This is a genomic window from Chryseobacterium limigenitum, assembly GCF_900114875.1.
GTDB lineage: Bacteria > Bacteroidota > Bacteroidia > Flavobacteriales > Weeksellaceae > Chryseobacterium > Chryseobacterium limigenitum.
On the sequence record NZ_FPKW01000004.1, the window covers coordinates 216,321 to 232,829 of the forward strand.

General features: G+C 35.7%; 17 protein-coding genes. All 17 read left to right on the forward strand.

Going from position 1 to position 16,509, the window contains the following annotated elements; all coding sequences use genetic code 11:
- Positions 1-227 precede the first annotated feature (227 nt).
- The 17 genes from BT156_RS07615 (at position 228) to BT156_RS07695 (ending at position 16,496) form a co-directional block, all read left to right on the forward strand.
- The gene (locus tag BT156_RS07615; protein ID WP_072408784.1) at positions 228-1,283 is read left to right on the forward strand and encodes an MFS transporter; all 1,056 of its coding nucleotides are present in this window, start codon (positions 228-230) and stop codon (positions 1,281-1,283) included.
- Between the two features lie 12 nt (positions 1,284-1,295).
- Positions 1,296-3,527, forward strand: a complete 2,232-nt coding sequence (locus BT156_RS07620) for a molybdopterin oxidoreductase family protein (RefSeq protein ID WP_072408786.1) — start codon at positions 1,296-1,298, stop codon at positions 3,525-3,527.
- A gap of 13 nt (positions 3,528-3,540) precedes the next feature.
- Positions 3,541-4,116 (forward strand): 4Fe-4S dicluster domain-containing protein, encoded by a 576-nt coding sequence (locus tag BT156_RS07625; protein WP_072408788.1) that lies wholly within the window; start codon positions 3,541-3,543, stop codon positions 4,114-4,116.
- Between the two features lie 10 nt (positions 4,117-4,126).
- The gene (locus BT156_RS07630) at positions 4,127-4,654 is read left to right on the forward strand and encodes a QcrA and Rieske domain-containing protein (protein ID WP_072408790.1); all 528 of its coding nucleotides are present in this window, start codon (positions 4,127-4,129) and stop codon (positions 4,652-4,654) included.
- Positions 4,655-4,915: 261 nt separating this feature from the next.
- On the forward strand, positions 4,916-5,200 hold the full coding sequence (locus tag BT156_RS07635) for a DUF6755 family protein (RefSeq protein WP_072408792.1): 285 nt from the start codon (positions 4,916-4,918) through the stop codon (positions 5,198-5,200).
- Positions 5,184-6,182 (forward strand): GTP 3',8-cyclase MoaA, encoded by a 999-nt coding sequence (moaA, locus tag BT156_RS07640; RefSeq protein WP_072408794.1) that lies wholly within the window; start codon positions 5,184-5,186, stop codon positions 6,180-6,182. The genes BT156_RS07635 and moaA overlap by 17 nt, the downstream gene beginning before the upstream one ends.
- Positions 6,183-6,258: 76 nt before the next feature.
- Positions 6,259-7,791: a T9SS type A sorting domain-containing protein gene (locus BT156_RS07645; RefSeq protein ID WP_072408796.1), complete on the forward strand. Its 1,533-nt coding sequence runs from the start codon at positions 6,259-6,261 to the stop codon at positions 7,789-7,791.
- An 88-nt stretch (positions 7,792-7,879) separates the two neighbouring features.
- Positions 7,880-8,479, forward strand: coding sequence for a molybdopterin-dependent oxidoreductase (locus BT156_RS07650; RefSeq protein ID WP_072408916.1), 600 nt, complete (start codon positions 7,880-7,882; stop codon positions 8,477-8,479).
- Between the two features lie 62 nt (positions 8,480-8,541).
- The gene (locus BT156_RS07655; protein WP_072408798.1) at positions 8,542-9,738 is read left to right on the forward strand and encodes a molybdopterin molybdotransferase MoeA; all 1,197 of its coding nucleotides are present in this window, start codon (positions 8,542-8,544) and stop codon (positions 9,736-9,738) included.
- A complete protein-coding gene (locus tag BT156_RS07660; RefSeq protein ID WP_072408800.1) occupies positions 9,726-10,049 on the forward strand; it encodes a winged helix-turn-helix domain-containing protein in 324 nt (107 codons plus the stop codon). The genes BT156_RS07655 and BT156_RS07660 overlap by 13 nt, the downstream gene beginning before the upstream one ends.
- Positions 10,039-10,620 carry a molybdenum cofactor guanylyltransferase gene (gene mobA / locus BT156_RS07665; RefSeq protein ID WP_083582314.1) on the forward strand — a complete coding sequence of 194 codons (582 nt, stop codon included), beginning with the start codon at positions 10,039-10,041 and terminating at the stop codon, positions 10,618-10,620. The genes BT156_RS07660 and mobA overlap by 11 nt, the downstream gene beginning before the upstream one ends.
- Before the next feature lie 2 nt (positions 10,621-10,622).
- Entirely contained in the window at positions 10,623-12,686 is a 2,064-nt protein-coding gene (locus tag BT156_RS07670) for a TonB-dependent receptor plug domain-containing protein (protein ID WP_072408801.1), read from the forward strand.
- 11 nt (positions 12,687-12,697) lie between these two features.
- Entirely contained in the window at positions 12,698-12,931 is a 234-nt protein-coding gene (locus BT156_RS07675) for a MoaD/ThiS family protein (protein ID WP_072408803.1), read from the forward strand.
- Between the two features lie 12 nt (positions 12,932-12,943).
- A complete protein-coding gene (locus BT156_RS07680) occupies positions 12,944-14,026 on the forward strand; it encodes a ThiF family adenylyltransferase (protein ID WP_072408805.1) in 1,083 nt (360 codons plus the stop codon).
- Positions 14,023-14,460, forward strand: a complete 438-nt coding sequence (locus tag BT156_RS07685; protein WP_072408807.1) for a molybdenum cofactor biosynthesis protein MoaE — start codon at positions 14,023-14,025, stop codon at positions 14,458-14,460. Before BT156_RS07680 ends, BT156_RS07685 begins: the two co-directional genes overlap by 4 nt.
- Positions 14,461-14,471: 11 nt before the next feature.
- Complete coding sequence (gene moaCB / locus BT156_RS07690) at positions 14,472-15,377, forward strand: bifunctional molybdenum cofactor biosynthesis protein MoaC/MoaB (RefSeq protein WP_072408809.1); 906 nt, start codon at positions 14,472-14,474, stop codon at positions 15,375-15,377.
- A 162-nt stretch (positions 15,378-15,539) separates the two neighbouring features.
- A complete protein-coding gene (locus BT156_RS07695; protein WP_072408811.1) occupies positions 15,540-16,496 on the forward strand; it encodes a DUF438 domain-containing protein in 957 nt (318 codons plus the stop codon).
- The last annotated feature ends 13 nt before the right edge of the window (positions 16,497-16,509 follow it).

Sequence of the window (16,509 nt, forward strand, 5' to 3'; positions counted from 1 at the left end):
TTTGATTTTAAAAAAAAATCTTTAATTCTTTCAATATGATGTAAATCATGTTATTTGTAATTATTTGATTATCAAATTAATGATTTGTATTATTTAAAACTTATTGCTTTAGAATAATTTTAAATAAGATGTTTTTATCTTATTTAAGGATGTATTACTGTATCTTTGTTAAAGAAAAAATAAGTCGTCATCGATTATTAATAAGGTTTTACTTAAAATTCTTAGCTATGTTCAGCATTTTTACTAACATCAACAAAAAAGCATTTATCAATGCAATAATAGCAACGTTTGTAGTAATTGCAATTACCATATTAGGTTCGGTCAATTTGCAAAATTTCGATGCTGCGCTAATTATTTATTTCTTCGGAACTATCAGTATGACGTTTGGTGTGGTTTATCACCATTCTGTTTGGAAGCAGCGTCCTGCGACACAGAAATATTGGAAACGTACCTGGGAATTCATTTTTAGCAAAGATTATCCGGTGTATATGAAAGAGGTCATTCGGCTTTCTGTTCGTAATATTTTATTCCAAAAATTTATTGTACCGAGAGGAAGGATGCGCTGGCTTGGACATTTTCTTTTAGCTACCGGATGTTTAATTTCTTTTGGAGTTACTTTCGGGCTTACATTTGGTTGGCTGCACTTTACGCTTAAACCTGGAACTATTGATATCTACGAAACACATATGATGGGAGTAACGGTGATGACTTTTCCATTAGATACCTTTATTGCAGTTTTTTTTTTCCACATTTTGGTCTGGACTGCGATTATGGTTATCGTAGGTTGTTTGATAATGATGCATAGAAGATTTATTGATGAAGGTTTAATAGCAACACAATGGTTTGAAAGAGATTGGCTTCCGTTGATTTTACTCGTTGCAGTTTCAGTTACAGGATTAGGAATTTGGTTTGATTATACTTATCTCGAAGGTAAAATGAGCCAGTTTATGGCAATTATTCACGCAATTACTGTTGCGATGTTTCTGATGTGGATTCCTTTCGGAAAATTCTTTCACATTTTTCAAAGACCTGCACAAGTGGGTGCAAACATCTATAAAATAGAAGGAAGACGTCGCGGAATGCAGATTTGTCCGCATACAGGAGATGAATATACTACTTCAATGCACATAGAAGATTTAAAAGAAATCACCCAAGAAATAGGTTTCAATCTAGAAAATGAAGAAGGAAAAAGTTATCTAGATTACAGCCCCGAAGGAAAAAGAGCAATGCTTGCAAAAGCGCATCTTAAAGCAAGACAAGAATCAGGAACTTATTTTGGTTAAAATAAAATAGAAATGGCAAAATTACCCGTAACAGCCGACGAAATCATTAATGTATTCGGACCCCACAAGCATTACCCAAACAAGGGAACAGTGAGATCAAATCCTCAAAATCCCGATGCTTTGGTGAAAACACACTGCTGTTTTTGTGGTTTACAATGTGGAATTCAATTAAAAGTGAAAGACAAAAAAGTTGTAGGTTTCGAACCATGGAATGATTTCCCTTTTAATGAAGGAAGACTGTGCCCAAAAGGTGTGCAACGATATATGCAGGATAACCATCCGGATCGTTTACTTTCACCATACAAAAGGGTAGAAGGTAAAGGTTTTGTTCCGATTGAGTGGGACGAAGCATATGATGTTGTCATCAAAGAAATCAGAAGAATTCAGGAAAAATATGGTAAAAATTCTTTCGCAATGTTGTCCGGTGTTTCTCTTACGAATGAGAAAAGTTATATGGTCGGGAAATTTGCCAGAGTTGCCCTGAAAACCGCAAATCTCGATTATAACGGTCGTCTTTGTATGGTAAGTGCAGGTGCGGGAAATAAAAAAGCATTCGGGATGGATCGATCATCCAACAGTTGGGCAGACTTGGCGCATGCCGAAGTCATCATCATTACCGGAGCTAATGTGAGCGAATGTTTTCCTGTTTTAACACATAAAATTTGGGAAGCAAGAGACAATGGAGCCAAACTCATTGTCATTGATCCGCGTCAGATCCCAATTGCGAGAACTGCCGATATTCATTTGCCGTTAAGACCGGGAACAGATTCTGCTTTAACGAATACAATGTTGAAAGTTTTAATTGATAACAATTGGCTGGATAACGATTTCATTAATAATTATACTTCAGGATTTGAAGAAACTGCGGAAGCTGTACAAGAGTGTACTTTGGAATGGGGCGAAGAAGTAACCGGAATTCCGAAAGAATTGATTTTTAAAGCGGCAGAAATGTGGGGGAAAGCAAAAACCAGTTTCCTGATGCATGCTCGTGGAATAGAACATCATTCTAAGGGTGTTCAGAATGTTTCAAGCTGTATTAATTTGGTGTTAGCAACCGGAAGAATAGGAAAGCCTTATTGTGGTTACGGAACAATTACCGGACAAGGAAACGGACAAGGTGGACGAGAACACGGACACAAATGCGACCAACTTCCCGGAAACAGAGATATCGAAAATCCTGAACACCGAAAATTTGTGGCCAATGTCTGGGGAATCAAAGAAGAAGATATGCCAGGAAAGGGTTTAAGTGCTTACGAAATTATCGAAGCAATCAACCGAGGCGAAATCAAAGGTTTGTTGTCGATTTGTTTCAATCCCTTAGTTTCATTACCAAATAATAGCAACGTTCGTGCAGCCTTAGAAAAACTGGAATTTTATGCCGGAATTGATTTCTTTTTGTCCGAAACTTTACGTCACGCCAACATTATTCTCGCAGGTTCTTTACAGGAAGAGGAAGAAGGAACTACAACTTCTGCGGAAGGTCGTGTTATCAGAATCAGAGCAGTTGTAGACCCACCCGGAAAAGCAAAACGGGATAGCGAGATCTTAATGGAATTAGCCAGAAGATTAGGTGAAGGCGATAAATTCAATTATAAAAACAGTGAAGAAACTTTTAATGAATTAAGAGTTGCATCCAGAGGAAGCGCCGCAGATTATTACGGCATTACCTACGAAAGAGTAGAAAAAAATCTCGGGATTTTCTGGCCTTGTCCAACCGAAAATCACCCCGGAACACCAAGGCTTTGGGAAGATAAGGTTTTCAATACCAATGATAAAAAGGCACATTTCAACCCGACTCCTTACAAAAAACCAACCGAAGAGCCGGACGAAGAATATCCGATTGTGTTGACAACAGGAAGAGTGGTAAGTCAGTATTTAAGCGGTTCTCAAACAAGAAGAATCGGGAAGTTGGTTGACCTTTATCCTGAACCTTTATTGGAAATTCATCCAAAATTGGCAGCAAAATACGGTATCGAAGAAAATGATTTAATTAAAGTTTCTACAAGACGCGGAAGTGCATTATTTCCTGCAAACGTCGTGGAGACCATTAGACAAGATACTGTTTTCATTCCTTATCATTGGGGTGGTGTAAACTCAGCAAATCAATTAACCATTGATGCTTTAGATCCGGTTTCAAAAATTCCTGAATTTAAAGTTTGCGCTTGTAAAGTTGAAAAAACCGGAAGAAAAAAAGGCGAACATTCAGAAGAGTTTGCCAACCAAAGTAGAGATATTCAATATTAAATTTTAAAAAATTATGGCGGAACAATTTGAAAAATTTAATGACATGGAGTTTTTTGTGGATATGCAACGATGTATCGGCTGTCACTCATGTGAGATGGCGTGTGCAGAATGTGAAACTAACGGAGAAACCTCGATGATTCATATTCATTATGTAGACAGAGCAGAAACAATTCAAACCACGGTTCAGGTCTGTATGCACTGCGAAGATCCTATTTGCGCCAATGTTTGTCCGGCAGACGCAATTACAAAAGACGAGTACGGAATCGTGCACACTGCAGATACTTCAAAATGCATCGGTTGTGCGAATTGCGTGATTGGATGCCCGTTCGGAGTTCCGCAAATTCCTGATGAAAGTGCGATGTTGATGATGAAATGCAATATGTGTTACGACAGAACAAGTGTGGGACTGAAACCAATGTGTGCAACCGTTTGTCCGAGTGGCGCGTTAACTTTCGATACAAGAGATAATGTTGCGAAAAAAAGGCCAAACAGTACTCCGGTCAACCGTTTTATTTTTGGAAAAGAAATAGTGAATACCAAAGTGAATATTATGATGCCAAAAGGCAGCGAAGAATTAAAAGTTTTTTAAACCTACAACAATGTCAGAAGATAATAAAAAAATCCCCGCCTGGAAAGCTGATTTTCCTATAAAAAAACGAGAAGCAGCCTATGTGTCTCGCAAAGAATTTATTAAACTAATCACCTTTTTTTCAGGTACTTTAGCATTGGCGAACGTGGCGGTTCCGGTGTTTAATCATTTTAGAAAAGAAGAAACTATTGGTGAATATTTTGTAGGATTAACCACTGATTTGGAAGTCGGAGGAATGCGAACTTTCTACATCAATGAGAATCATAGGGTTCCCTATATGCTCATTCGTCTCGCAGAAGATAAATGGAAAGTTTTTGAGCAGAAATGTACTCATTTATCGTGTTCTGTTTTGTACAATCATCAAGAAAAAATAATAGAATGTCCTTGTCACCACGGTTTTTTCAATCCAGACGATGGTTCTGTGATTCAAGGTCCGCCGCCAAGACCGCTTCCACAATTAACGGTTGTGATAAAAGAAGATAAAATTTACGTGACAGATTTCGCTAAAGAAACTAAAGAAACTCACGGTCACGGTTAGAACGATAATTATTTGGGCAACTATTCCGTCTTCCGCTCCCAATCTTTTTGCCAAGGCTTTTCCCAACGCAAAAAAAGGATTTCCGCTCAAGCCGGGTTGCAACAATTCACTGTTGAAAATTACAGAGAAATCAAGTAAAAATCGATGTAAACGGACTTTTACCCGTTTTTGAAGACTATAATAAACACTGGTTTTAGACAAAAAATAAGTTTGGCCTAAAGCCCATCGTAATTGAAATAAAATTATTAAAACTGAAAAGAAATGTCTGTACGAAAGAAACCTATAAAAAAAGTAACCTTCCGCGTCAACGAAATGTTGGTTGCCATCATTAGTATTTACATTTTGCTGGTCAGTTTACAGATGTGGCTTTTGTTTGGAACTATCAATAAAGCGTTAGACAAAGAGCATATTGATTTTGCTTGGTATTCGGCAATTGGCTCAGTGGTTATTTTTATGTGTACAATTTTCTTTCTGAGATATGTACCCGATATTCCGACAGGGCAAATCAAAAATTCAAAAACAGAAAACGATGACAAATCCTACTGATTTACTCGATTCTTTCGGGAGAAAACATGATTATCTCCGGCTTTCGATTACTGACAGCTGTAATTTTCGTTGCCTGTATTGTATGCCCGATGAGCCGTTCAAAAGTACGCCTTCAATTGAGTTGATGAATAGTCAGGAAATTTATGAGCTTGCTAGAGTTTTCGTTCAAAAATTCAATATCAATAAAATCAGAATTACGGGTGGCGAACCTTTGGTAAGAAGTGATCTTGAAACAATTATTCGCCAGATGTCTACCTTAAATGCAAGGATTGGAATCACCACAAATGGCGTTTTGCTTCACAAATATTTTGATTTATTTGAAGAATGTGGCGTGAAAAATCTTAACATCAGTATCGATTCTCTCGACCGCGAAAAATTCAAATACATCACGAAAAGAGATTTGTTTCAAACGGTTTGGGACAATATCAAAGAAAGTATTAAAAGAGGATTTAATGTAAAATTGAATGTTGTCATGATGCGAGGTTTCAATGAAGACGAAATTCCAGAATTCATCGCACTTTCGCATCATTATCCGATAGAGTTGAGGTTTATAGAATTTATGCCTTTTACCGGAAATTCCTGGGAGAAAAATAAAGTGATTCCGATTTCGGAAATGCTGAGTTTAGTTTCCAAACACTTCACTTATGAAAAAGTAAAAGACCATAAAAATGATACTTCCAGAAAATATAGGATCAACTCAGAAAGCAAAGGGGTTTTCGGATTGATTTCTACAATGAGCAACTCATTTTGCGCAGGTTGTAACCGAATTCGTATCACATCTGACGGGAAAATGAAAAACTGTCTTTTCGGAGCTGATGAATTTGATTTGCTGAAATCTTTAAGAAATAATGAAGATCTAAAACAACTCATCCAATTCGGAATCCTCAAAAAACACAAGGAAAAGGGTGGACAGTTTTCTAAAATGGAAAATATACAGAACAATGAAATTGTCAATAGAAGTATGATAAAAATAGGAGGTTGATTTTTATTTGGCCACCGATAGGATAAAAAAAACATAACGGTAGGTTTTACTATAAACTAACAAAAAATTTTATTATATGAAACAATTAATGCTATGCGCTCTGGCTATAGCGGGGCTGGCTTATGGCCAAACACCAGCAATTGAGTCGCAAAAATTTTATGGCGGAACGAAAGATGATGACGTAATCAGTATTAGGCAGACTTCGGATGGAGGGTATATATTTATAGGAGATTCTGATTCTAATAACGGTGATTTAACATCCAATAATGGGAAAAAAGATTTTTGGGTTGTAAAGAGCAATCCCTTAGGAGCTATACAGTGGCAAAGATCACTCGGAGGAAGTCAGGACGAAGAAGCACATTCAATCAGACAAACGGCTGATGGAGGATACATTATTGCCGGTGAAACAAATTCAAATGACGGAGATGTCACAGGAAATCACGGAGGGACAGATGCCTGGATTGTAAAGTTGAATCAAAATGGAGATTTGGTCTGGCAAAAAACGTATGGAGGATCCAATAGCGATTCCGCCAATTTTATTGAACCTACTGGAGATGGAGGGTACATTGTTGCAGGGGACTCGAATTCTAACAATGGAGATTTAACTCAAAATAAAGGAAGTTATGATGCATGGGTTTTTAAAATTTCTTCAGACGGAACTTTAGAATGGCAGAAAAATTACGGAGGAACGGCATATGAAGGAGCAGAATATATTCAAAATACTTCAGATGGAGGATATATCGTAGCAGCTACAACTACCTCAAACAATGGTGATTTGACTTCTAATCATGGTGATTTTGATTATTGGTTTATCAAGCTTAATTCAGCTGGAAATATAGAATGGCAAAAAACTTATGGGGGTACAGGTATGGATCAGCCCTATGCAATACATCAGACATTAGATGGTGGTTATATCGCATCAGGAAGATCAAATACACCGAATAATGGTGATGTTACGGGTAATCACGGACAATTTGATTATTGGATTGTTAAAGTAAGTAATACAGGAGATTTGATCTGGCAAAAATCTTTGGGTGGAACAAATTCCGATTATGGGCGTTTTTCACAACCTACTTTAGATGGAGGATACATCGTTGCAGGTTATTCTAACTCAAATAACGGAAATGTAAGCGGAAATAATGGTGGATTTGATTGTTGGATTGCAAAGCTGAATGAAACAGGAACCATTGAATGGCAAAAATCACTGGGAGGAATGGGTTATGACTGGGGGAGAAGTTTAACGGAAACAGAAGATGGAGGTTTTGTAATTGCTTTAGGTTCAAAGTCGACGAATATTTCCGCAGGAACACACCACGGAAATAACGATGTCCTACTCATCAAATTAGAAAGAAATGGTTCATTGTCAACGTCAGAAACAAGATTGAAAAAAGATTCAACTGTGGCTCCAAATCCTTCAAACGGTTACTTTACGATTAATCATCTTTTTAATAACAGCAGCTTAGAAGTTTACTCATTAACAGGAAAACTTATACAAAAAGTTAAAAATATATCTGGAAAATCTTATTCAATTGATATTTCTAATCAACCGACCGGAGCATACATTATTAGAATTGATAATTTAATTACACTAAAACTGATTAAAAAATAAAGTTCTTACCGGATAATTAATCTATAAGCCAATACAAACTTCAAAAAGCATAATGCTTTTCAGAAATAAAATCTTTAAACAATTACCAATGAAAAAATTAACAAAGCTAATCGCTGTTGCGATGATTGCAATCACAACACTGCAATGCAAAAAATCTGAAACTGTTGTAACCGAAAATCAACCACGAACCTCACAAAATAGTTCTGAAAAAGAAAATCACAAACACGACGAAAAAGATGACTTAAAATACATTTCAAAAGAAGTAAAAGTGACTGGAGATGTTGTAAATCAATTGACATTAACAGTCGATTCTTTAAAAAAAATGAATGTGAAAGAACTGAATGACATGAAAATCGTTTGTCAATCTGGGATTACGAAAGACGACATTAAAACAACAAAAGGAGTTCTTCTGACAGATATTTTAGAGAAAGCAAAAATCGCACAACAGGAGCATAAAGACCGAAATTTTTACATTGTTGCAAGAGCATCGGATGATTACAAAGCGACATTTTCCTGGGCAGAGTTATTCAATAGTCCGACAGGTGAAAAGGTGTACGTATTATTTGAACAAAACGGTCAGCCTCTTAAAGAAAAAGGAGAAATGATTGTGGTAAGTCTTAACGATACCAAAACCGGCCCACGACACGTAAAGTGGCTGAAAAACATTGAAGTAAACCGAGTGAAATAGGAGAGATTAATAAGAAACAATTTTATACCTTCAATTTTTAAACTTTCAAAAACATCTGCAAAATGAAATATTTCATCCCTGTTTCCGATGCTAAAACAATAATCGAAACACAAATTTATCGTACAGAGAAAATAACAGTTTCACTATTAGAAGCTCAAGGTTTTTATACCTCAGAACCTATTTTGGCAACTTTAGATGTTCCTTCTTTTGATAACTCTGCGATGGATGGTTACGGATTTCGATTTGAAGATTTAGCAGATTTTTCAGAATTAAAAGTTAAACATATCATTCCTGCCGGAGTATCAAAAAATAGTTTTGAGCTTGCTCGGGGAGAGGCTGTACGTATTTTCACAGGTGCAAAAATTCCTGAAGGTGTTGATACCGTAATTATGCAGGAAAAAACGATAAGGATTGAAGACCAAATTCAATTTAATTGTAATGAAATTTTAAAAGGAGAAAACATCCGTTTGAAAGGTTCTCAAACTCAAGTAGGAACAAAAATAATAGATGAAAATACATTTGTCAATCACGCGGTTATAGGTTTTTTAGCAGGATTTGGAATTGACAGAATTGATGTTTACAGAAAATTAAAAATAGGACTACTCTATACAGGAGATGAATTGGTGGAAATAGGGAAACCTCTTCTGGATGGGGAAATCTACAATTCTAATACGTACACGCTTCAATCAGCTTTGGCTGAAATTAATCATCAGTTGTCATTCATCAATCATGTCGAAGATACGGAAGAAGCTACTTTTTCTGCCATAAAAAATGGTTTTGAAATGGTGGATGTTTTACTAATTACAGGGGGAATTTCTGTAGGAGATTATGATTATGTGAAACCTGCTTTAGAAAAATCAGGCGTTTCAGAATTATTCTATAAAATCAAGCAAAAGCCAGGAAAACCTCTGTATTTCGGTAAGTTAAACAAGAAAATTGTTTTTGCATTGCCCGGTAACCCGGCTTCTGTTTTTTCCTGCTATCATCAATATGTAAAACCCTTTTTACTAGGTTGTTTCGGGCGGAAAGATTTTAATGAAGAACAAGATTTTGCCATTTCAGAATCTTTTGCAAAGAAAAAAAGCAAAGACCAGACGCAGTTTTTGAAAGCCTTCTATTCTAAAGGTCGTGTGCAAATTCTCAACGCACAAGAATCTTATAAAATGGATTCTGTTGCACAGACCAATTGTCTGGTAGAGTTTCCTGAAAATGCAACTGAAATTAATATAGGAGAGAAAGTTACAATATGGAAAGTCTGAAAATCAAAGGCAGAATATGGATTGAAACCGAATCCGGATTAAAGATTGGAATTGGAAGAGCCCGGCTTTTACAGCAAATCAATGATTTGGGTTCTATCACAGAAGCGGCAAAAGTTTTAAAAATTCCTTACCGAAAAGCGTGGGGAATTGTAAAAGATATTAATTCCAATTCTTCCAAAGAAATCGTCATTAAGGAAGTGGGCGGAAAAACAGGTGGGAAAAGTTCACTTACAGATTATGGGAAACTGATAGTGGAAAAGTTCAAAACAGCAGAAGAATGTTTTATCAAATTTTCTCAGGATGAAATCTAAAATCAAAATGAAAGCAGTCATTTTAGCAGGAGGCAAAAGCTCCAGAATGGGACAAGACAAGGCCTCGATGGTGTTGGGTGAAAAATATGTAATACAGCATGTTATTGATAATTTATCTTCTGTTTTTGAAGAGGTTTTTATATCAGGAAATCATACAGATTATCCAAATTCGAAGGGTATTATTACAGATATTACAATACAAAAAGGTCCGATGGGGGGTATTCACTCCGCCTTAGAATTCTGCCGGGAAGATATTTTTGTCTGCAGTTGCGATATGCCCTTCGTTTCTTCAGGTTTAATTCAAGATTTTCTTCAAAAAAAGGTTGAAAATAAAATTAATGTGGTGCGTCATGGCGAAAAAATATATCCGGTTTTGGGTATTTATCCTCTGGCGGTACTCGGTACTCTAGAAGAAACAATTAAAAATGAAAATCTCAGAATGACCAGCTTCCTTCAGCAACAAAACGCTCATTATATTGATTATGATGATGGTTTTGAAACTCAACTTTTAAATATAAATACGCCGGAAAACTTCCGTGCTGCAGAAATTATAATCAATAAAAATTTATAAAAATGAAAAAGAACTATGTAGTGGCAGGAGCAATTCTGCTTTCAGTAAATATGTTAGCACAAGAACAACCAAAGGTAGATTCCTTAAAGAATTATTATGAAATTCAGGAAGTGAATATCTTTGGAAAAGATAAAAATGAAGGTCCTATTCACAAGGTGGATGTACAATTAATTCAGGATTTTAATAAAACGAACGTCGTAGATGCGGTCAATCTTTTGCCCGGAGTTAGCATCACACAAATGGGTGCAAGAAATGAAGGAAGTATTTTAGTAAGAGGGTTCAATTCACTCAGAACACCTGTTTTTTTTGATGGTATTCCTATTTATACACCTTATGACGGTAATTTTGACTTAAGCAGATTTACAACTTTTGATATTCATAGTATTTCTGTAGAAAAAAGTTTGGTTTCAGTACAGTATGGACCCAATACGATGGGTGGAGCAGTGAATATCGTATCCAGAAAACCTGTAAAAGCTTTAGATATCGATGGGCAGTCAGGCGTTGGTTTTGCAGACGGAACGGGAGTGAATTCTTATTTTACGGCACTCAACATCGGAACAAGACAAGATAAATATTATATCATGGGTTCTGCTTCTTTATTGAAAGTTGATAATTATCTGATTTCAAGAAAATTTGACGGAACACCGTTGCAGCCTTCATTAGAAAGAGTGAATTCCGAATCTATGGATGTCAGGCTCAGTGCAAAATTCGGTTATACGCCAAACAAAACGGACGAATATTCATTCAGCATCATTTCCCAAAATGCAGATAAAGACATCGCTCCCAATGCATTGAAAGCAGGAAACAGCAACTGGAGAAATTACCCGACGTACGATAAGAGAAGCATGTATTTGAAAACAAGAACTTTGGTTGCCAATAAAACCTTTTTAAATTTTACCGGATATTATGATACCTATTACAATAAAATGAAGCAATATGATGACGATCAGTATACTTTGCTCAACAAAAATTCTTCATTTTCAAGCGTCTATGACGATTATTCATTAGGTGGAATTATAAATTTAACGACCGAAGCGATTAAAAATAATGTTATTACACTTTCTGTTAATAATAAGTTTGATTCTCATAAAGAACATAACGAGGAAATTTTAGCCAATACCTCTACCGGACAAAAATTTAAAGAAGGTGAACCTGAGCAAAATTATAGGGATAATACTTTTTATGTTGGTGTGGAGGATGTCGTGACAATTAATTCATTGATAAAAGCCGTAGTGGGAGCTTCTTACAATTCAAGAAATAATATCAAGGCTCAGGAATACGGAACTCACTTTGAAACAGGAGAAAAAAATGTACTGTATGATTTTCCAAAAGGTTCAGATCACGCTTTCGATTACAAAGGAGGAATTATTGTGGAACCTGTAAAGAATCATTTAATCACACTTTCAGCTTCCAAAAGATCAAGATTTGCCTCTCAGAAAGAAAGATATTCAAGCCGATTCGGAAGTCAGGTTCCCAATCCGGATTTGAAATCAGAATACACCTGGGCTTATGATATCACCTATTCTGCAAAGTTGGGAAACAAATTCAACTATGAAGTTTCAGGTTTCATCAATAATGTGAAAAATGCCATTTTTGCCAGAACAGTCGGCGCTTTAGACAACGGAAACCCCGTCAGTCAAAATGTGAATATCGGCAAAGCCGTTTTCCAGGGTTATGAACTGGCGTTCGGATATATGCCGATTAAAAATATGACTTTAGGAGCTAACTACAGCTATATCGATATGAAAGATAAAACGGAAGGTAGTAACGAAAAATTTACCGACGTTCCGAATCATAAATTAATGGCTTATACTAAATTGGAAGTACCAAAATTACGCTCTACACTTAATGTAAATATGGAATTTTATGGAAAAAGATACACAACAAGTACAGGAGATCAGGCACCCGAATTTACGTTGGTTAATGCTAAATTATCGGTAAACATTGTGAAAGGAGTCAACTTTGATTTTGGTGTCAGAAATTTATTGGACAGAGATTATTATTTGTCTTATGGCTATCCTAAAGAAGGAAGATCTTTTATAACTGCATTGCGATATCATTTTTAAAATTTAAATTAATGAAACTTAAAATATTTGGAAAACTCACGGATATCTTTACAACGGATGAATATAATTTTTCTTTAGAAAACATAAAATCCATTGCTGAACTGAAATTGATGCTTGAAAAAGAATTCCCCAAACTAAAAGAAACGACTTATTTGGTCGCTGTTAACGGAACTAAAGCAGAAAATACTCAAGCAATCTCTAATGTATCTGAAATAGCTTTATTGCCTCCATATTCAGGTGGTTAAAATTTAAACATAATGAATTTAAATCGATACAACAGGCAGATTATATTACCGGATTTCGGAGTTTCTGCACAGGAAAAAATCGCCCATTCATCTGTATTGGTGGTCGGCGCAGGTGGATTGGGATGCCCGGTTCTCCAGATATTGGTGTCTACGGGCGTTGGGGTAGTAGGTATAGTAGATTTTGATACAATAGAATTAGAAAACCTTCATCGCCAGTCTTTGTACAGAGAGCAAGATGTAGGATTACCCAAAGTTATTACCGCGGTAGAACATCTAAGTAAAATTAATTCTGAAATTGAGATTATTGCATTTCAGGAAATGATAACGGGTAAAAATGTTTTGTCGATGATCCATAATTTTGATGTAGTGGTAGATTGCACAGACAATTTTGCAACAAGATATTTGTTGAATGACGCTTGCTATCTGATGAAAAAACCTTTGGTCTATGCCTCTATTTTTCAGAATGAAGGTCAGGTTTCGGTTTTTAATGTGGAAAAGGAAAATCAAATCACCAATTATCGGGATCTTTTCCCGGTTCCACCCAATCAAAATGAAGTTCCGAACTGTAATGAAGCCGGAGTTTTGCCTGCGCATTCGGCGGTTATCGGTACTTTTCAGGCAAATGAAGTTATCAAATTATTGATTGACTCTCCCGAAACTCTGATTCACCAATTATTGGTTTTCAACACGAAGAATTATGAGTCAATGAAAATCAATTTTAAGGAAAGTACGGAAAAATCAGGACCGAAAACGATTCAAGAATTTCTGAACTTTAATTATAATGAATTTTGTAACAGTTTTGATAATAGCATAAAATCACATCAGGAATTGATATCGTTTTTAAATCAAAACAACAGTATTTTGATAGATGTAAGGGAAAGCGATGAACAACCTAAAATTGCATTAGCAAAGACTTTAGAAATTCCGTTAAGTTCACTGGAACAAAATCTGAACAAACTAAATTGTTACACATCCATCTGTTTTGTCTGTGCTTCAGGAGCTCGAAGCCAAAAAGCATTAAAACTGTTAAAAAGTCACTTTCCTGATAAAGAAATAAAGCATCTTAAATCAGGGATAAAATCAATTCAACAATGAAAAAATTAAAAAATATTTTTATCGAAGGCCCTATAAATCCTGCTTTTGTTGCGGAAAGCATCACTAAGCATACAGTAAAAACTGCTATTGGAGGACATAGTATTTTTCTCGGTCAGATCCGTGAAGATTTAATTGACGATAAAAAAGTAGAAGCAATTGATTTCACCACATATCATGAAATGGCCTTAGAAAAAGCTGGAGAAATTCGCGAAGATATCATTACAAAATATGAATTGACTTGCGCACATATTTACCATTCTCTGGGCAAAATCAAAGTTGGCGAAATATGTCTTTTCGTCTTCACTTCAGCCCCACATCGCAAGGAAGCCATTCGTGCCTGCGATGAAATGGTTGATAGGATCAAGAAAGAAGTTCCTTTATGGGGGAAAGAAATATGGGAAGATAATACTCACACTTGGAAAGAAAATAAATAATTAAAAATAAAATGGTTAATATTACTCACAAAAATAGTACTCTCAGAAAAGCTTTAGCCGAAGCTGTACTGAGCGTTAGTTCACAAGATACAATTGATGCAATAGTTAACAACAAAGTTCCTAAAGGCAATGTTTTTGAAATGTCAAAAACAGCAGGATTATTTGCAGCAAAAAAAACAAGTGACATGATTCCTGATTGTCATCCGCTTCCGATAGAATATACTTCCATACAGTTTGAAATTAGAGATCTTGATATTTATATTACTTCAGAGATTCACACGATTTATAAAACGGGTGTGGAAGTAGAGGCAATGCACTCGGCATCCGTTGTAGCGCTTACAATGTACGATATGCTGAAGCCAATCGATAAAAACATTGAAATCAGAAATATCAGACTCATTGAGAAAAAGGGCGGAAAATCTGATATCAAAGATTCGGGAGAAGGTATCGATGCTTCTGTAATTGTTTGTTCCGACAGTATTTTTGCAGGAAAAAAAGAAGATAAAGCAGGGAAAGCAATTATTTCATCTTTAGAAAAGAATAATGTAAAGACAAATGATTATGTAATTATTCCTGATGAAGTTTTAGAAATTCAAAATAAAATAAAGTCTGATATTGAAAATGGGATTGACCTAATAATGATTACAGGCGGAACCGGACTTTCAAAAAGAGACGTTACACCAGAAGCAGTTCGTCCGCTTTTAGACAGAGAAATTCCCGGAATTGCCGAAGCAATCAGAAGCTACGGGCAATTGCGAACTCCTTATTCTATGCTTTCCAGAAGTCTTGCCGGAATGATTGGCGATACGTTGATTATTGCACTTCCCGGCTCTACAAAAGGTGCGGAAGAATCTATGGATGCCATCTTCCCTGGAATTTTACATATCTATAAAATTTTGAACGGAGGAAAACATTAAAGTAAACTGATATTTATCAGAATAATAAAATACTAAAAAGTCTTTTATTTGGAATTCAAACCTTAAATTTATCATTATCTAAATAGTAAAAAAGGAAAGTCAAAGGTTTTTCTTTAAAATTAAAAGATAAAAAGATATTAATATTTTATTTAAAATTTAAAAATGGTCAAAGAACAATTTAAAGCAGGTCATCCCGTTCATACCTATTTGGTTGAAGAGGAGTTAATCATCACTCTGTTGGAAGAGTTAATTAATACAAATCCGAACGAAGAGTTTCAGAAATTTTATAACCTTTTCAATCATTTAGCAACTGTAGAAAGAAGGTTTGAGCGAAAAGAAAATCAGTTGTTTCCCTTTTTAGAACAAAAGGGCTGGACAGGGCCTTCAAGAAATATGTGGTCTTTTCATGATACGATTCGGGATATTTTCAGAATAATCAGAAAAAATATTGACGATAAAGATTTAGATTCTGCTAAACAAAATATAGAATATGCGGGTCAGAATCTGAAAAACCTGATGGAAGTTGAAAAAAGAGTACTGTTCCCCAATGCGATGGATATTCTCTCAGATGAGGAATGGATAAAAATGCGTGAAGGTGAAAACGAAATAGGCTGGATGCTGAATGAATCACCTGCAAAATATCCTGATGAAGTACAATATGTTCATCCCTCCGAAGATACCACTTTGAGAACAGAGGTTGTTTTTGATGAAAATGCATCACATTTTGATGAAGGATATATGACGGTAGAGCAGGTAAATCTGTTGTTCAGAACTTTGCCATTAGATCTAACGTATGTAGATGAAAACGATCGTGTAATTTTCTATAACCGTGGAGAAGAGCGTGTTTTTCCCAGAAGTGCTGGTATTATAGGAAGGGAAGTTCGTTTTTGCCATCCTCCGAAAAGTGTTGATACGGTACTGAAAATTTTAGAAGCTTTCAGAAAAGGTGAACAAAATGAAGCTTCGTTTTGGTTTAATTACCGAGATAAACTAATTTATGTTAGATATTTTGCAGTCCGTGATTCGGAAAAAAATTATCGTGGCGTAATTGAGATGTCGCAGGATATTTCTGAGACAAAAAAAATTGAAGGGGAGCGAAGACTTTTGGAATGGGAATGATAATTATCATTTA